Origin of the sequence: Microbacterium sp. CCH5-D1 (assembly GCF_001557335.1) — a bacterium.
Lineage (GTDB): Bacteria > Actinomycetota > Actinomycetes > Actinomycetales > Microbacteriaceae > Microbacterium > Microbacterium oxydans.
This window is the reverse complement of sequence record NZ_LSJW01000054.1, coordinates 1-17,015: the sequence shown is the minus strand read 5'-3', so window position 1 is coordinate 17,015 and position 17,015 is coordinate 1. Positions and strand designations below refer to the sequence as shown.

Below are 17,015 nucleotides of genomic sequence, written 5' to 3'. Positions count from 1 at the left end.
CGTCGGCAGCAACGTGATCGATGCCGACACCGGTATGCGCCTCGTGGGCATCCGCGGGCGGGCGATGGCTGATGCCGCGGCGCAGGAGCAGACGGGTATGAGCGCCGTGCTCGGAGGCGACGAAGACGCTCTCCTCGCGCGCCTCACCGAACTCGACCTCTCGCCCGCCAACTACAACGGCGGCGGCCAGATCGTCGTCGCCGGCGCCCTCCCCGCACTCGCCGCACTCGCGGAGGAGCCGCTCAAGGGCACCCGCGTGGTCCCGCTGCAGGTCGCCGGAGCATTCCACACGCAGTACATGGCTTCCGCCGTCACAGCCCTCCGTGACGCCGTCGCCGACGTCACGCCGGCAGATCCCGACATCACCCTGTGGACCAACCGCGACGGCTCTGCCGTCACGGACGGCCCGCAGGCGCTAAGCTTCCTCGTCGACCAGGTGTCGTCGCCGGTGCGATGGGACCTCTGCATGCAGTCGTTCGCCGAAGCCGGCGTCACCGGTGTGATCGAACTGGCCCCGGCCGGCGCTCTGGTGGGTCTCGCCAAGCGCGGCCTCCGTGGTGTCCCCACCGTCGCCGTGAAGACCCCTGAAGACCTCGATGCAGCAGTCGCGCTGCTGAACGGAGAAGCCGCATGAGCGTCACCCTCGCCCAGCTCACGGGTCCCGCGTACACGCGCATCTACTCGTACGGCGCCGCCCGCGGTGAGAACGCCGTGCCCAACGAGGACCTGATCGGCCCGATCGACTCCAGCGACGAGTGGATCCGTCAGCGCACCGGCATCGTGACGCGCGCTCGCGCCGATAAGGGCACGGACGCGATCGACCTGGCCACCGCCGCGGCTGCCGAGGCGATCGAGAAGTCGGGTGTTCCGGCAGATCAGGTCGACCTGGTGATCGTGGCGACGATCAGCAACCCGAAGCAGACCCCCTCGGTCTCGGCGATCGTCGCCGACCGCGTCGGAGCGAATCCCGCTGCCGCGTACGACATCAACGCCGCCTGCGCCGGATACGCCTACGCGATCGCCCAGGCCGATGCGCTGATCAAGGCCGGGGCCGCCCGCTACGCGCTGGTCATCGGTACAGAGAAGCTCTCCGACGTCGTCGACCCGACCGACCGCAGCATCTCGTTCCTCCTCGGCGACGGGGCGGGCGCCGCATTGATCGGTCCGAGCGACACGCCCGGCATCGCCCCCGCCGTCTGGGGATCCGACGGTTCCAAGGCCGACGCCGTGGGAATGAACGGCACCCTCACCGACTTCCGCGACGGCGTGGTTCCGTGGCCGACCCTGCGCCAGGAAGGCCCCACCGTCTTCCGCTGGGCGGTCTGGGAGATGGCGAAGGTCGCGCGCGAGGCACTGGACAAGGCGGGTGTGGAGCCGGCCGACATCGCCGCCTTCATCCCCCACCAGGCCAACATGCGGATCATCGACGAGTTCGCCAAGCAGCTGAAGCTGCCGGAGACCACGGTCATCGCGCGCGACATCGAGACCACGGGCAACACCTCGGCTGCGTCCATCCCCCTGGCCAGCCACCGTCTGATGGCCGAGCACCCCGAGCTTTCTGGTGGACTCGCGCTGCAGATCGGATTCGGTGCGGGACTCGTGTTCGCCGCACAGGTCGTCGTCCTTCCCTGAGAATGCGCTGACTTTCCCTAGACTGTTCCACGGTTCCGAAAACAACCCGCAAGAAAGAGGAAGACCACATGGCTTTCACCAACGACGAGGTCCTCGCTGGCCTCGCAGAGCTCATCACCGACGAGACCGGCATCAACGCTTCCGAGGTCGCCCTCGAGAAGTCGTTCACGGACGACCTCGACATCGACTCCATCTCGATGATGACGATCGTCGTCAACGCCGAGGAGAAGTTCGGCGTCACCATCCCCGACGACGAGGTCAAGAACCTCAAGACCGTCGGCGACGCCGTCAACTTCATCGTCGCGGGCCAGGAGTAATCCCGGCAGGATGCCACCCCCGCACCTCGCGGGGAGTGGCATCCGCCGACCTGCCCTCTCACCCGTTCGACTTCGTTTCGACAAGGAACCACACCCCATGACCAAGCGCATCGTCGTCACCGGCATCGGCGCCACCTCCGCCATCGGCGGCACGGCCCCGGAGAACTGGACGAACCTGCTTGCCGGCATGTCCGGCACCCGCACGCTCGAACACGACTGGGTGCAGCAGTACGAGCTGCCCGTCACGTTCGCCGCCGAGGCGATCGTCCGCCCGGAAGAGGTTCTCCCCCGGCATGAGGCCAAGCGCCTCGACCCCTCGTCGCAGTTCGCGTTGATCGCGGCGCGCGAAGCCTGGGAGGATGCAGGTTCCCCCGAGGTGGCTCCCGAACGGCTCGGCGTCGACTTCGCCACCGGGATCGGCGGCCTCTGGACGCTTCTCGACGCATGGGACACCCTGCGCGAGAAGGGTCCCCGTCGGGTGATGCCGCTCACGGTCCCGATGCTCATGCCGAACGCCGCTGCGGGCAACCTGTCGCTGCAGTTCCATGCACGTGCCTACGCGCAGACCGTGGTCAGCGCCTGCGCCTCCAGCACCGAGTCGATCATCCACGCTCTCCACCACCTGCAGGATGGCCTCGCGGACGTCGTGATCGCCGGTGGCACCGAGTCGGCGATCCACCCCATCACGATGGCCTCCTTCGCCTCCGCGCAGGCGCTGTCCCGCCGGAACGACGACCCGGCCCATGCCTCCCGCCCCGGCGCGATCGACCGCGACGGGTTCGTCATGGGTGAGGGCGCCGCCGCACTCATCCTCGAGACCGAGGAGCACGCGAAGGCACGCGGGGCCAAGATCTACGGGTATGTGCTCGGCGGCGGAGTCACAGCCGACGCCTACCACATCACCGGGAACGACCCCGAGGGGAACGGTGCGGCACGAGCCGTGACCCAGGCCCTCGACGAGGCCGGCGTCACCGCCGACCAGGTCACGCACATCAACGCGCACGCGACGTCGACGCCGGTGGGCGACCCGAACGAGTACGTCGCGCTCAAGAAGGTCTTCGGCGAGCGGATCGACGAGATCCCGGTCTCCGCGACGAAGGCTTCGACCGGACATCTGCTGGGCGGCACCGGCGCGCTCGAGGCGATCTTCTCGCTCCTCGCCCTGCGCGACCGCGTCGCACCTCCGACGATCAACATGACGGAGCCGGACCCCGCGGTCCCGTTCCGTCTCTCAGGCGAAGCCACGCCTCTCGGCGACGGCCCGCAGATCGCGATCAGCAACTCCTTCGGCTTCGGCGGACACAACGCGGTCCTCGTTCTCGCCAGCGCCGACTGATACGCCACGCACACGAAGAGCGGCCCTCGGGATTCCGAGGGCCGCTCTTCGCGTATGCATGAGGATCACACGGATGCATGAGTATCCACCGGTACTCGGTCATGCCCGTATGCACAGGTCATGCAGATGCACACGGATCCGTCAGGCGGAGCGGAGGCTCCCGAGCTTTCGCGAACGGGTCTCGCGCATCCGGGTGATGCGCGGGAGGAACCAACCGATCAACGGACCGACGCCGAAGGCGAAGAGGACGGTTCCTACTCCGACGGGGCCTCCGAGGAGGAAGCCGACGAGCAGCACGCTCCCCTCGATCAACGTGCGCACCAGCCATACCGCCCAGCCTGTTCGCCGAACGAGTCCCGTCATCAGGCCGTCACGAGGGCCCGGGCCGAAGTCGGCAGCGATGTAGAGGCCGGTCGCGAAGGCCAGCAGCAGCAGCCCGAAGACGAACATCGGAGCGCCGATCCATACCGAGGACGGCTGCGGGATCAGGGCGAGCGCGAGGTCCGCACTCGGACCGACGAGCAGGGCATTCAACACGGTGCCAAGCCCCACGCGTTGGCGCAACGGGATCCAGAGCAGGAGGACGACGATCGAGACCAGCACGGTCATGACGCCGTATCCGAGCCCGGTTTGCTCCGCGAGACCGAGTGCCAGCACGTCCCACGGTGCCACTCCGATGCCACCGCGCACCATGAACCCGAGCGCGACGCCATAGAGGAACAGACCGACGAGCAGCTGCACGAACCGCTCGACGAGGTCACGCCGACTGGTGGCGGTCACGGGGAGGAGCACGGAACGGAGGATCATCCCTCCACTCTGGCCCCTGTCCCCCCATCCGAAGCGATACCACTCACCGCAAAGTGGCCTGCGTAGATCAGTCCACTTTGCGTCATGCTGGACATATGGGATCACGTCTCGTCGAACAGCTCGGGGTGCACAACGTCGCCGGCGCCACGGCATCGGCGCTCGCAGACCAGATCAGGGCGCTGATCCTCGACGGCCGCCTCACCGTCGGCGAGCGTCTCCCGAGTGAGCGCGCCCTTGCGCTCGAGCTGCGCCGTTCTCGCTCCACGATCACTCGCGCGTACGGCATCTTGGAATCGGACGACTACGTCTCGCGCCTGCACGGGGGAAGCACGCGCGTCACCCTCCCGAATGGACATACTGCTCCTGGAGCCGAGGCCGACGACGAGTCGGTCGACCTCTCCATCGCGTCGATGGACTCGACGCCGGGATTGTACGACGCGACCGTGCGGTCGCTGCCCCGTCTCGCGGCGCTGCGCGGCACCAGCGGGTACTCGCTCCGCGGACTCCCCGAGCTGCGCGAGGCGGTCGCTCAGCGCTTCCGCGATCGGGGCGCACCGACGTCGGCCGACGAGATCATCATCACCTCCGGAGCGCTCAATGCGATCAATCTGATCCTCGCGGCGATCGGGCGTCGCGGAGAGAAGGCGCTGGTGGAGCAGCCGACTTTCCCTCACGCGCTGGAGGCCCTGCACCGCCACGGGTACCGGCTTGTTCCGACGCCCGTGGATGCCGACGGGTGGGATGCCAGGCACCTGAACGAGACGCTGCTCAGCGCCCGGCCGCATGTCGCCTACCTCATCCCCGACTTCCACAACCCGACCGGAGCGACCCTTCCCGATGACGAGCGGTCGCGGATCACGACCACAGCCCGCAACGTGGGTACCCACCTCATCGTCGACGAGACGACCACCGAACTCGACATCGACCGGGGATGGTCACCGACTCCGATGGCCGCGGGCGGGCCCAATGTGATCACCGTCGGATCGATGTCGAAGATCGCCTGGGGCGGGATGCGCATCGGCTGGATCCGTGCGGAGTGCTCCGTCATCGCGCGGCTGCTCGCCGTGCGCCCCTCCTTCGAACTCGGCACGGCCCTGCTCGAGCAGTGCATCGCCGTCGAACTCCTCGCCGACATGTCGGCGCTCACAGCGCATGTCCGTCGACGTCTGCACGCCGGACGCAGCGCCGTCGAGGAAGGGGTGGCCGCCATCCCCGGGTTCCGGATGCCGCATACGCCTGGCGGACTCTCCGCCTGGGTCGACATCGGCGCACCGCTGTCGACCGCGCTCTCTCTCGCCGCCCGCGAAAGGCAGCTCGTCCTTCCTCCCGGCCCCCGCTTCACGACGGGCGGAGTGCTCGAACGCCGGCTGCGCATCCCCATCACGCTGCCCCCCGAGCGCATGTCGGAAGCGATGCGGCGGTTGTCCCTGGCCTGGGACGACGTGCGCCTCGGGAGCCCGTCCGCGTCCGGTGCGTTGCAGCACGCGGCCGTCATCTGACACGGACGACGAGGACCCCGCCTCGTTTCCGGGGCGGGGTCCTCGTCGTGCGGAGCGGGGATACGTCTTCTCAGCGTCCGGGATCACTCACCGGCATCCGATACTCACGCCTCCCCCGTTCCGGTCTGTGGCGCCGGGCTAGCCGACCTTATGGAGCCAGACGACTCTGGCGTCGTCGCTGGCATGACGGAAGGGCTCCAGTTCCTCATCCCACGCCGACCCCAGGGCGATGTCGAGTTCGCGCTGCAACTCGACGGCACTCCCTGCCGCGATCTCCATCGCGTAGCGGATGCGGTCCTCGCCGACCACGATGTTGCCGGCTGCGTCGGTCTGGGCATAGTGGATACCGAGGTCGGGCGTATGCAGCCACCGGCCGCCGTCGCTGCGCGGCGTGGGGTCCTCGGTCACCTCGAAGCGGAGGTGCTCCCACCCACGGATGGAGGTCGCGAGAGCCGCGCCGGTACCGACGGGGCCGTCCCAGTAGAACTCCGCCCGTCGGGCACCCTCGAGCACGGGCTGCTCGGTCCAGTCGAAGTTCACCGCACGCCCGATAGCGCGACCCACCGCCCATTCGAGGTGCGGGCAGAGCGCGCGAGGCGCAGAGTGGATGAACACCACTCCGCGTGCGTAAGCCGTCGCCATGATCTCTCCGTTTCATCAGGTGCGTCTTCCCCAACGACCTGAACCACGAAGTGGCGAGAATATGCGGTTGTGCGCCCATTCTCGCCGAGATCCCCGCAAATCACAAGCATGTGGTTCCACGACGAGGGCCCCGGTCCGTAGACCGGGGCCCTCGGGCGCTTCGACGGGCTCAGCGACCCACCGTGGAGATGCTCACGCCTCGCTCATGGCCTGCTTGACCTGCTGGCCCTTCGCGGCGTAATAGGCCGCGCGAGCAGCATCCTTGCGGGCCTGCTCGGCATACCCGAACTCGAGCGTCTCCTGGTCGACCTCGTAGTTGGGCACGTCGTCGGTGCCGTGGTACTTCTCGATGTAGGCGTCGAGCTCGGGGCCCGAGGTCCACGACGTGATGAGGCAGTAGCGGGGCTCGGTGCCGTTGTGGGTGGCCGCGTGCCACAGGCGCTGCGTGTCCACGATGAGCTGAGCGCCGGCCGGGAGGGCGATACGGTACTCGATGCTCGGGTCGGTGCGGTTCTCACGCAGGACGAAGTAGCTGTCCTTGTCGTCCGTGAGGTTGAAGAAGCCACGGACGACCCAGCCGGTGCCATCCGGGTTGAGGCGGTTGTTGTCGTCCTGGTGGAGGTTGTAGAGGCAGTCACCGTAGGGCGTCGGCTGCAGCTCGATGACGCGGCACCGACCAACGTTCGCACCCGGCTCCTGAGCGCGCCGCGTCAGGTTCGGGGCCTTCTCGGTCTGTGAGTCGATCCAGACGCCGTCCTTGTCGGTGCGCGGCGGCTTGTGGTTCCAGAACCCGTTGCACTCGATGTCGCCGAAGGCACTGGCGAGAGGTGCGAAGCGGGTGTCGCCCGACGACTTCCAGTCGTTGTACTCGATGTCGAGCCACTCCTTGGGGTCGAGCTCCTGGTTGTAGCTGTCGAGGACGACGAATCCCTTTTCCTCGAGCGCAGCGGACTTGATGTATCCCATGATCGAGTCATGTTCCTTTCATCGGGGGCCAGCACGTTTTAACAGGCCCTGATAAGGCAAGCCTAACAGCGTCCCCCGCGAGCCCCTCGGAGGTCGACCGTGCATAACCGAATAGACTGATCGGGGCGCCCGGCCAGGCCTCGGCACCCGTCGCAACGGGAGGACGAGACACCAGCATGAGCACCGCGACCAACGTCGAGGCGACAGCAGTCAACACGATCGAGTGGCTCGCGGCGGGCGGCACCACCATCGTGGTCCCCGTGTATCAGCGGCAGTACCGATGGGACATCGGCGGCTGCGAGCGGCTGCTCTCCGACATCCGCGCCGTGGCAGGCGAAGACGACGCCCACCGTCACTTCATCGGTTCGATCCTCTCCGCGCAGGACAACGTCTCCTCCGATGCCGACCTCATCCTCATCGACGGCCAGCAGCGCATCACCACGCTGATGCTGCTCGTCGCTGCGCTGCATCACTCCATCCGCGACACCGACCCCTCACTGGCGGCCGATCTCGAACGCGTGCTCGTCCGCTCCGACTCCCCCGGTCGCACGAAGCTGCGCCCGCACGACGCCTGGGCTGACCTGTACGAATCGGTCGTGTTGGATCGACGCGGCGATGCCGATCGCGAGTCCCGCTTCGACGACAACTACGCCTTCTTCCGCAGTCAGATCCATGTCGACGAGGTGCCGACCATCTGGCGAGGTCTGCAGAAGCTCGAGCATGTGTCGATCACCCTCGGCGCTCGCGCCAACGCCCAGCAGATCTTCGAGAGCCTGAACTCGACAGGCGAACCGCTGCGTGACCACGAGCTCATCCACAACTACATCCTCATGGGACTCAGTCACGCCGAGCAGATCGACGTCGAGACACGTTTCTGGCTGCCGATCGAACGGCACACCGGTGAGGCGATCGGCGCCTTCTGGCGGCACTACCTCGTGTTCGTCACCGGCCGCGAGGTCGCCGCGAACGGGGAGCACGGGGTCTACAGCGCCTTCCGGCAGTCGTTCCCCCGCGTCGACGTCGCCCACCTGCAGGCCCACGCGGCGCAGTGGCGACACTACGCGGAGATCTACGGCATCCTGCTCGACCCGTCGCAGGAGCAGGACCCCGGGATCGCGCAGCAGCTGCGTCACGTCAACACCTTCGGTCGTTCCTCGTACCCTCTCGTGATGAGCGCGTACAGCGACCACGTCCGCGGGGTCATCGACCGCGACGAGTTCATCGAGACCCTGGAGTGGCTGCAAGCCCTGTACCTGCGCCGTGCGCTGGTGAACCTGCCGGCCGAACGACTCGTCGCGAGACTGTGCCGGGCCCGCCGTGACGGCAGGGATGCGCTCGCGCGGGCGTTCGCTCGCATCACCCCGTCGGACGAGCGGGTGAGCGCGGTGCTGAAGTACAGCGAACTCCCCCACCCTGCCTACGTGCTCGGACGGCTGGAAGGCGTGGAAGACCTCGACGCCTACGACATCGAGCACATCGTCCCGACCGTGCCGGGCGACGCGTGGTCCGGCGACGGTACGCGCCAGTGGAGCGAGTACTCCGAGGACGAGCAGAACAGCCATCGCGCGCTCGCCCCGACCCTCGGCAACCTCACCCTGCTCGAGGAGCACCTCGCTGAGCGCGTGTTCGGCGCCTCGTTCCCTGTCAAGCGCTCGGACGCGTACGCACGCAGCGCGGTGCCGGCGACGCGAGAGCTGGCCGACGTCGACTCGTGGAACACCGCAGCGATCACACGCCGCACCGTCGCGCTCACCTCCGACCTGATCCGCATCTGGGCGCGACCCGCCCTCCCCGAGATCGACGACGACGGACTGACCCCGATCCTGGATGCCGTGCGCCGCCGCGGGTGGCCGACCGGATGGGAGCGGGAGTTCGACTACGTCGAGTATCGAGGCGAGCGCTGGGAGGTGCCGGACGTGAAGTACCTCTTCAACCGGGTCTTCCGCCGCGCCTGGACCGACACGAGAGACGCAGCCCTCGCCTACTGTGCCGCACACGGAGGGCCCATCTATCAGGACATGGCCTGGAAGGGTCAGTGGGATGAGCTCGGCGAGGGGCACTTCCTCTACATGGGCTGGGATTCCAACTACATGATGACCGCTGTGCAGGGTGTGCTCGAGGAGTCGGGCATCGCCTCGGAGGTCTTCGTCAAGTACTCCTACATCGGGAATGTGATGTGAACATGAGCACCATCGTGCGCAAGCTGCAGGACCTCACCGTCGAAGAGCACACTCTCACCGTCCCGCTGGTATGGGGCGATCCCATGGACCATCGAACCATCGACGTCTTCGCGCGCGTGGTCGCTCGCGAGGGCGGTGAGGCCCTTCCCTACCTGGTGTTCCTGCAGGGCGGACCCGGCCACGAAGCGCCGCGCCCCTTCCACTCCTCGACGTCGCCTGCCTGGCTCGACGAAGCGCTCGCCCACTACCGTCTGGTGCTTCTCGACCAGAGAGGCACCGGACGTTCGACCCCGGTCGGCGATCTCGACCTCGAACGCGGTTCGGCAGCGGTCGCCGAGCATCTGACCCATCTGCGGGCCGACGCGATCGTGCGCGACTGCGAGGCTCTGCGCGAGCACCTGGGAGCCACCACCTGGAGCGTGCTCGGACAGTCCTTCGGTGGCTTCACAACCCTCGCGTATCTCTCCACCGATGCCGGATCCCTCGACGACGTCTTCATCACCGGCGGGCTCAGCGCGGTGGGGCGTCACCCCGACGATGTCTACGCTCTCTGCTACGACAAGATGCGGGATGCCTCCGAACGCTACTACCGCCGTTTCCCCGAGCACCGCGACGCGATGCGAAGGCTCGTCGATCTCGCGGACGCGGGCGACATCGTCCTCCCCGACGGAGAGGTCGTCTCACGCTCGCGCCTGCGGTCGATGGGATCCGCACTCGGCACCGACGACGGATGGCAGACCGTCTGGTCGCTCCTGGAGCGCGATCCCGCCTCCAACGCCTTCCGATACGACCTGATGCACGCGATGCCCTATGACGGCCGCAACCCGCTGTACTTCACCTTCCACGAGTCGAGCTACGCCGACGGTCACGCCACTCGGTGGTCGGCCGAGCGCACCGAGCCCACGGACTTCCGCGACGACCCGACGCTGTTCACGGGCGAGCACATCCGCCGTGAGTGGACCGAGTCGGTGCCGGCCTTCCAGCCGTGGCGTGATGTCGCCCTCGAGCTCGCAGAATTCGAGTGGCCGCAGATCTACGACGCCTCAGCGATCGTCGCATCGGGCGCCACCGGCGCGGCCGCGGTCTACGTCAACGATGTTTACGTGCCGTACGAGTTCTCCATCGAGACGGCGAGACTCCTGCCCGGGGTACAGCTCTGGCAGACGAGCGAGCATGAGCACAACGGCCTGCGTTCCGGCCCCGTGCTCTCCCGCCTGATCGACCTCGCCCACGGCCGACGCATCCGCTGACGGCTCCGCCGAGAGGAGGATGTCCTTTCTCGCCGACCTGCCTATCCTGTAGTCGTGAAGGATGCGATGGCGTGGACGACGGTGGTCTTCATCCTCGCCGTGGGTCCTGCCCTGCTGATCTTCGGAATGATGCACACGTTCTCGCGCAAGCCGGTGGAGAAGAAGTACGAGCGTGTCGCGAACGGCGGCCTCGTCGGCGTGTTCGACAGCGTTTGGTCTCCCACCGCGCACGAGGCGGCACAGGAGCGCGATCGCCAGACACAGCGCACAGCCCCCGCGCCCTCTCCGGGCGATCCTCCGAGCTCTATCGACGACGGCCTTATCGTCATCGACATCTGAGCACGAGCATCTGAGTACGAAGAAGGCCCCACGCTCCGAGGAGCATGGGGCCTTCCGTGCGGCAGTCGTTACTTGGACGAGCCGCCGAAGCCCTTGAAGCGCTGGTTGAACTTCTCGACGCGGCCGGCCGAGTCCATGATGCGCTGCTTTCCCGTGTAGAACGGGTGCGAAGCCGAGGAGATCTCGACGTCGATGACGGGGTACTCCACGCCGTCGAGCTCGATGGTCTTGTCGCTCGAGACGGTCGAACGGGTGAGGAACGTCTCGCCCGAACCCAGGTCGCGGAACACGACAGCCTTGTACTCGGGGTGAATGTCAGTCTTCATGGGATTCCTTAGTTGCTGCCCTGGATTGTGCCAGGGACGAGGGAAGTCTGCGGTGCAGAGAGCACCAAGGGTCGATTCTATCAGACCTTGATCAGGACGCCGCGCGCGCGGCGTAGCGTCCGTCGTCGCTGCTGAGCACGATCGGCATCCCGAACGTGTCGGTGAGCGTCTCCGCTGTGAGCGTATCGGCGATCGGGCCCGCCGCGACGACGGAGCCGTCACGGATCAGCATCACGTGGGTGAACCCTACCGGGATCTCCTCGACGTGGTGCGTCACCATCAGCATGGCCGGCGTGGTCGGAGACGACGCGTATCCGCTGAGGAGCGCGAGGAGCTCCTCACGGGAGCCGAGGTCGAGGGAAGCCGTCGGCTCGTCGAGCAGCAGGAGCTCGGGGTCGGTCATCACGGCACGCGCGATCTGGACCCGCTTCTGCTCGCCGTCGCTGAGCGTACCGAACGTCCGGTCGGCGAGGTGGTCGAGACGCCAGTCACCGAGGACGCGGAGCGCGCGACGCTCGTCGATGTCCTCGTAGTTCTCGTTCCAGCGACCGAGCACGGAGTATGCGGCGGTGAGCACGGTGTTGAGCACGGTCTCGTCTCGCGGCACGCGCTTGGCCATCGCCGACGACGCGAAGCCGATGCGCGGCCGCACCTCGAACACGTCGGTCCTGCCGAGGGTCTCCCCCAGCACGGTCACCGTTCCGGCCGTCGGATGCATGAGCGTGTCGGCCAGCTGGAGCAGGGTCGTCTTGCCCGCACCGTTCGGGCCCAGGATCACCCATCGCTGGTCGTCGTCGACCCGCCAGTCCACGTGATCGATGATGTTGCGCCCCTCACGGCGCACGACGACGTCGGTGAATTCCAGAGCGCTCGGCATGCCCCCCAGCCTATCGGCTCAGGCGGTCAGCTCCGCGTAGAGCGCGCGCGTCGTCTCGGCGATCGCCGCCCAGCTGAACTCGTTGCGCGCCCTCTCGCGCCCGGCCTCGCCGTACGTACGTGCGCGGTCCGGGTCCATCGCGACCTCGGTGAGCACGGCTGCGAGGTCGGCCACATAGCGCTCCGGGTCGACCGGCGTGCCCGTTCCGTCCTGCGCCTGCTCGATCGGCACGAGGCGACCGGTCACGCCGTCGGCAACGACCTCGGGGATACCGCCGGTCGCCGTCCCGACGACCGCCGCACCACAGGCCATCGCCTCGAGGTTCACGATCCCCAGCGGCTCGTAGATGGAAGGGCAGACGAACGTCGTCGCGGCCGTGAGAATCGCCGAGAGCTCGTCGCGGGGAAGCATGCGCTCGACCCAGATGACGCCGTCCCGCTCCTGCTGGAGCAGGCGCACACCCTCCTGGACTTCGGCCATGATCTCCGGAGTGTCCGGAGCACCCGCGCAGAGGACGAGCTGCACCTCGGGAGGGAGGAGCCGCGCCGCCTGCAGCAGATACGGCAGCCCCTTCTGCCTCGTGATGCGGCCGACGAAGACGACGGACGGACGAGCGGCGTCCATCCCGATCGATCGCAGGAAGGCTTCGTCGTGCACCGGACGCCACCGGTCGACGTCGATCCCGTTGTGGATCACCCGCACCCTCGCCGGGTCCACCTGCGGGTAGCTGCGCAGGATGTCGGCGCGCATCCCGGCGCTCACCGCGATCACGGCGGCCGCGTTCTCGTACGCCAGTCGCTCGATCCCGCTCGACACCGCATAGCCACCGCCCAGCTGCTCGGCCTTCCACGGCCGAAGGGGCTCGAGGCTGTGCGCCGTCAGGACGTGAGGGATGCCGTGCAGCTGTGAGGCGAGGTGACCGGCGAAGTTCGCGTACCAGGTGTGACTGTGCACGATGTCGGCGTCGGCGATGGCCGACACGATCTCCAGATCCGTGCCGAGCGTCTGCAACGCGGCGTTGGCTCCGGCGAGTTCCGTCGGCGTGCGATAGGCGAAGGTACCCGCCTCATCGCGCGGTGACCCGAACGCGCGGACCTGGACGTCGAGGTGCCGTCGGAGCGCTGCCACGAGCTCGGCGACGTGCACGCCGGCACCGCCGTAGACCTCCGGCGGGTACTCCTTCGTGATCATTTCAACTCGCATGTCTGAACGCTAGTACAGCGAGGAGGATGGCATCTATGGTGGAGCCATGTCCGCTCCAAAGAAGGTCTTCGGGATCATCCTCGCCGGCGGCGAGGGCAAGCGCCTCATGCCCCTCACGGCCGATAGAGCGAAACCCGCAGTGCCGTTCGGCGGACAGTACCGGCTCATCGACTTCGCCATCTCCAACCTCATCAACTCGGGACTCCGACAGATCGTCGTGCTGACGCAGTACAAGTCGCACAGCCTCGACCGGCACATCTCCCAGACCTGGCGCATGTCGGCTCTCCTCGACTCGTACGTCGCCTCGGTGCCCGCCCAGCAGCGCCTCGGCAAGCGATGGTTCTCCGGCTCCGCCGACGCGATCCTGCAGAGCATGAACCTCATCAACGACGAGAAGCCCGACATCGTCGTCGTGATCGGTGCGGATCACGTCTACCGGATGGACTTCCGGCAGATGCTCGAGGCGCACATCGAGTCGGGCGCCAAGGCCACAGTCGCGGGGATCCGCCAGCCGCTCGCGCTCGCGTCGCAGTTCGGCGTGATCGATGCCGACGCGGAGTCGGGCCGGATCAAGCAGTTCCTGGAGAAGCCGACCGACATCGCAGGGCTCGAGGATTCGCCGAACGAGGTGCTCGCCTCGATGGGCAACTACATCTTCGACGCTGATGCACTGATCGCCGCCGTCGAAGCAGACGGGGAGTCGCCCGTGTCAGGTCACGACATGGGCGGCGACATCGTCCCGTACTTCGTCGAGCGCGGCGAAGCGGGCTACTACGACATGAAGCAGAACGAGGTTCCGGGGTCCTCGCCGCGCGACCGCTCGTACTGGCGAGACGTGGGAACCATCGACTCCTTCTTCGATGCGCACAGGGACCTCATCTCGACACTGCCGATCTTCAACCTGTACAACATGGAATGGCCGATCCACTCGCAGGCGGTGAACTCTCCGCCGGCGAAGTTCGTCAGGGACTCCGTCGGTCGCATCGGCAACGCGATCGACTCGATCGTCTCCCTCGGATCGGTGCTGTCGGGCACGCACCTGGAACGCAGCGTGGTCGGTCCATGGACTCTGGCGGGGGGCGGATCGACCATCACGGACTCGGTCGTGTTCGATCACGTGCAGGTCGGGCAGGGTGCGCGCATCCACCGCGCCATCCTCGACAAGAACGTCGTCCTGGCCGATGGCGCGACGGTCGGGGTCGACCGTGAGCGCGACCTGGCCCGTGGCTTCACCGTCACCGAGTCCGGCATCACCGTCGTGGGCAAGGGCGTCTTCATCGAACGCTGACGCGTCATGCGGCGCTCAGGCGGTCCGGGCGGTCGCTAGGCTCGACGGGTGACCGCTGCGCGATTCCTCGTCGTCCTCGATGCTGATTCCACCCTCATCCGCAACGAGGTGATCGAACTCCTCGCCGACGAAGCAGGCCGTCGCGCCGAGGTTCAGGCGGCGACCGAGGCGGCGATGCGCGGCGAAGTGGACTTCGCGACGAGCCTGCGCTCCCGGGTCGCGGCCCTGCAGGGAGTGCCCGTATCGGCGTTCGAGCGCGTCCGCGCGCGGATAGAGCCCACCCCCGGAGTCCGCGAGCTCACGGCGGCAGTCCACGATCGCGGCGGTGTCGTCGGGGTCGTCTCCGGCGGCTTCCACGAGATCCTCGACGCAGTGGCGCCGGAACTCGGCGTCGATCGCTGGCGAGCGAACCGCCTGGATGTCGTGGACGGCGTCCTCTCCGGCCTTGTCGAGGGCGACATCGTCGACGGAGCCGCGAAGGCGGCGTCCCTTCAGGAGTGGGCTGCAGAACTCGGCGTAGGTCCGCGCGCCACGATCGCCATCGGGGACGGCGCCAATGACCTGCCCATGATGGCGGTGGCGGGGCTCGGCATCGCCTTCAATGCGAAGCCCACCGTACGGCAGACCGCCGCGCTCGTGATCGGCCCGCAGGACCTCTCCGAAGTCATCGCTCTGCTTCCGTAGACGGATCCCTCTGGAGGTTGTCCGACGCCGCCGCTAGCGTCGACGCATGGACATCATCCTCATCCCCGGGCTCTGGCTCGATGCGTCCAGTTGGGAAGACGTCATCCCCTCTTTGGAAGCGGCGGGACACCGCGCTCATCCCCTCACCATGCCCGGCCTCGGCGAACCGGCGTCGGCGTCGTCCGAGGTCGGCATCTCGGACTGGATCGATGCCGCGGTCGCTGCGGTCGATGCGCTTCCCGGTGAGGTCGTCGTCGTCGGTCACAGCGGCGGAGGAAACGTCGCATGGGGTGTCGTCGATGCGCGCCCCGAGCGCGTCGGCCGCGTCATCTTCGTCGACACGGCACCCCCGCCGACGGGAAGCGGCATCAGCGAGTTCGAGCTCGTCGACGGCGTGGTCCCCTTCCCGGGGTGGGACTTCTTCCCCGAGGAGGACGTGCACGATCTCGACGAGGCGACCCGTGTGCGCACGACACCGCTCACCCGGAGCGTGCCCGCGAGGGTGCCGACCGACGGCATCGTCCTGCGTGACCCGGCACGGTATCGCGTGCCGGCGACCCTGCTCATGGGTGGCGTGGATCAGTCCGCGTTCGAGAAGATGATCGCCCAGTGGGGCGAGTATGCCGACGAGTTCCGTGCGATCGACGATGCCGAGGTCGTTCGCATCGGTTCCGGGCACTGGCCGCAGTTCTCCATGCCGGAACGGCTCGGAGAACTGCTCACCGCCTCGATCGCGAGGTGAAAACCCCGGTCCGGATCAGTGGCCCATCCCGAGTCCACCGTCGACCGGGATGACCGCGCCCGAGATGTAACCGGCATCGTCACCGGCGAGCCATGTCACCACGCCCGCCACCTCGTCGGGGGTCGCGAACCGCGCGGCGGGGATGCTCGCCTTGTACTGCTTCTGCGTCTCCTCGGGGAGCTCCGCGGTCATGTCGGTCTCGATGAACCCCGGAGCGACGACGTTGGCGGTGATACCGCGCGCACCGAGTTCACGCGTGATCGAGCGGGCGAAGCCGACGAGCGCGCTCTTCGACGCCGAGTAGTTCGCCTGGCCGGCGGAACCGTACAGACCGACGACGCTCGAGATCAGGATGATACGACCGAATCGTGCGCGCAGCATGCCCTTCGAGGCGCGCTTCACCACGCGGAACGTGCCGCCGAGGTTCGTCGCCACCACGCTGTCGAAGTCGTCTTCGCTCATGCGCATGAGGAGGGTGTCCTTGGTGATCCCGGCGTTCGCGACGACGATCTCCACCGGGCCGAGCTGCTGCTCCACCTCCGTGAACGCGGCGTCGAGCGCGGTGGCATCCGTGACATCCGCCCGCACGGTGAGGGTTCCCTCTGGTCCTTCGCCGCTGCGCGCGGTGACCGCGACACGGTATCCGTCCCGCACGAAGCGCTCCGCGATGGCACGGCCGATACCGCGGTTTCCGCCGGTGACGAGGACGACGCGCTCAGCGCTCATGAGGACACTCCTGCTCTGGACCTGCGGTCCGAGGTCTCGGACCGTCATCGATCCTACCGACGATGCTCCGAGCGACGACGCCGCGCGCACCCTCATCGCGACGTTGACACAGGCGGGCGCTGCTGGAACCCTGATCGAGACGAAAGGGCAACATCGTGAGCGACAATCCTCCTCCTCCGGCAGGCGACGCGCCGTTCGCGC

Annotated in this window: 18 protein-coding genes; 11 read left to right on the top strand and 7 right to left on the bottom strand. The window is 67.5% G+C overall.

From position 1 onward, the window contains the following. The 4 genes from AX744_RS03375 to AX744_RS03360 all read left to right on the top strand — a co-directional run. The coding region (locus tag AX744_RS03375) for an ACP S-malonyltransferase (RefSeq protein ID WP_061015392.1) at nucleotides 1–634 on the top strand (634 nt) is incomplete at its 5' end. Further along, complete coding sequence (locus AX744_RS03370) at nucleotides 631–1,632, top strand: beta-ketoacyl-ACP synthase III (RefSeq protein ID WP_058631871.1); 1,002 nt, start codon at nucleotides 631–633, stop codon at nucleotides 1,630–1,632. The genes AX744_RS03375 and AX744_RS03370, both read left to right, overlap by 4 nt. Before the next feature lie 68 nt (nucleotides 1,633–1,700). Further along, nucleotides 1,701–1,949, top strand: a complete 249-nt coding sequence (locus AX744_RS03365; protein WP_017202249.1) for an acyl carrier protein — start codon at nucleotides 1,701–1,703, stop codon at nucleotides 1,947–1,949. 97 nt (nucleotides 1,950–2,046) lie between these two features. Beyond that, nucleotides 2,047–3,285, top strand: coding sequence for a beta-ketoacyl-[acyl-carrier-protein] synthase family protein (locus AX744_RS03360; protein WP_046749123.1), 1,239 nt, complete (start codon nucleotides 2,047–2,049; stop codon nucleotides 3,283–3,285). Nucleotides 3,286–3,426: 141 nt separating this feature from the next. Here the strand turns inward: AX744_RS03360 and yczE are convergent, their stop codons facing one another. After that, a complete protein-coding gene (gene yczE / locus AX744_RS03355; protein WP_058631870.1) occupies nucleotides 3,427–4,092 on the bottom strand; it encodes a membrane protein YczE in 666 nt (221 codons plus the stop codon). A 95-nt stretch (nucleotides 4,093–4,187) separates the two neighbouring features. Here yczE and yczR point away from each other — a divergent pair, with 95 nt between their 5' ends. Then, the gene (gene yczR, locus AX744_RS03350) at nucleotides 4,188–5,591 is read left to right on the top strand and encodes a MocR-like transcription factor YczR (protein ID WP_061015391.1); all 1,404 of its coding nucleotides are present in this window, start codon (nucleotides 4,188–4,190) and stop codon (nucleotides 5,589–5,591) included. A 138-nt stretch (nucleotides 5,592–5,729) separates the two neighbouring features. Here yczR and AX744_RS03345 read toward each other — a convergent pair whose 3' ends face one another. Next, complete coding sequence (locus AX744_RS03345; protein WP_046749126.1) at nucleotides 5,730–6,233, bottom strand: DUF3145 domain-containing protein; 504 nt, start codon at nucleotides 6,231–6,233, stop codon at nucleotides 5,730–5,732. A 192-nt stretch (nucleotides 6,234–6,425) separates the two neighbouring features. Continuing rightward, on the bottom strand, nucleotides 6,426–7,199 hold the full coding sequence (locus AX744_RS03340; RefSeq protein WP_021200730.1) for a hypothetical protein: 774 nt from the start codon (nucleotides 7,197–7,199) through the stop codon (nucleotides 6,426–6,428). Nucleotides 7,200–7,375: 176 nt separating this feature from the next. On the opposite strand from AX744_RS03340, the gene AX744_RS03335 reads away from it, so the two are divergent. From AX744_RS03335 to AX744_RS03325, 3 genes are read left to right on the top strand one after another with little or no spacing between them, the layout of a single operon-like run. Beyond that, on the top strand, nucleotides 7,376–9,379 hold the full coding sequence (locus tag AX744_RS03335) for a DUF262 domain-containing protein (protein ID WP_058631868.1): 2,004 nt from the start codon (nucleotides 7,376–7,378) through the stop codon (nucleotides 9,377–9,379). 2 nt (nucleotides 9,380–9,381) lie between these two features. Continuing rightward, entirely contained in the window at nucleotides 9,382–10,629 is a 1,248-nt protein-coding gene (locus AX744_RS03330; protein ID WP_061015390.1) for an alpha/beta fold hydrolase, read from the top strand. Nucleotides 10,630–10,683: 54 nt separating this feature from the next. Then, nucleotides 10,684–10,968, top strand: coding sequence for a hypothetical protein (locus AX744_RS03325; protein WP_231728728.1), 285 nt, complete (start codon nucleotides 10,684–10,686; stop codon nucleotides 10,966–10,968). 68 nt (nucleotides 10,969–11,036) lie between these two features. On the opposite strand, the gene AX744_RS03320 is transcribed toward AX744_RS03325, so the two are convergent. From AX744_RS03320 to glgA, 3 genes are all read right to left on the bottom strand, one after another. Beyond that, nucleotides 11,037–11,294 carry a type B 50S ribosomal protein L31 gene (locus AX744_RS03320; protein ID WP_021200734.1) on the bottom strand — a complete coding sequence of 86 codons (258 nt, stop codon included), beginning with the start codon at nucleotides 11,292–11,294 and terminating at the stop codon, nucleotides 11,037–11,039. A gap of 91 nt (nucleotides 11,295–11,385) precedes the next feature. After that, nucleotides 11,386–12,171 (bottom strand): ABC transporter ATP-binding protein, encoded by a 786-nt coding sequence (locus AX744_RS03315; RefSeq protein ID WP_046749130.1) that lies wholly within the window; start codon nucleotides 12,169–12,171, stop codon nucleotides 11,386–11,388. Nucleotides 12,172–12,189: 18 nt separating this feature from the next. Next, nucleotides 12,190–13,374: a glycogen synthase gene (gene glgA / locus AX744_RS03310; RefSeq protein WP_058631864.1), complete on the bottom strand. Its 1,185-nt coding sequence runs from the start codon at nucleotides 13,372–13,374 to the stop codon at nucleotides 12,190–12,192. A gap of 46 nt (nucleotides 13,375–13,420) precedes the next feature. Here glgA and AX744_RS03305 point away from each other — a divergent pair, with 46 nt between their 5' ends. Genes AX744_RS03305 through AX744_RS03295 form a run of 3 tightly spaced genes read left to right on the top strand, consistent with a single transcriptional unit; the run spans nucleotide 13,421 to nucleotide 16,088 of the window. Further along, the gene (locus tag AX744_RS03305) at nucleotides 13,421–14,662 is read left to right on the top strand and encodes a glucose-1-phosphate adenylyltransferase (protein WP_058631863.1); all 1,242 of its coding nucleotides are present in this window, start codon (nucleotides 13,421–13,423) and stop codon (nucleotides 14,660–14,662) included. A gap of 48 nt (nucleotides 14,663–14,710) precedes the next feature. Further along, nucleotides 14,711–15,346: a phosphoserine phosphatase SerB gene (gene serB, locus AX744_RS03300; protein ID WP_046749133.1), complete on the top strand. Its 636-nt coding sequence runs from the start codon at nucleotides 14,711–14,713 to the stop codon at nucleotides 15,344–15,346. A 46-nt stretch (nucleotides 15,347–15,392) separates the two neighbouring features. Then, nucleotides 15,393–16,088, top strand: coding sequence for an alpha/beta fold hydrolase (locus AX744_RS03295; protein WP_061015389.1), 696 nt, complete (start codon nucleotides 15,393–15,395; stop codon nucleotides 16,086–16,088). A gap of 15 nt (nucleotides 16,089–16,103) precedes the next feature. Here the strand turns inward: AX744_RS03295 and AX744_RS03290 are convergent, their stop codons facing one another. Next, nucleotides 16,104–16,814, bottom strand: a complete 711-nt coding sequence (locus AX744_RS03290) for a beta-ketoacyl-ACP reductase (protein ID WP_046749399.1) — start codon at nucleotides 16,812–16,814, stop codon at nucleotides 16,104–16,106. Nucleotides 16,815–17,015: the final 201 nt, after the last annotated feature.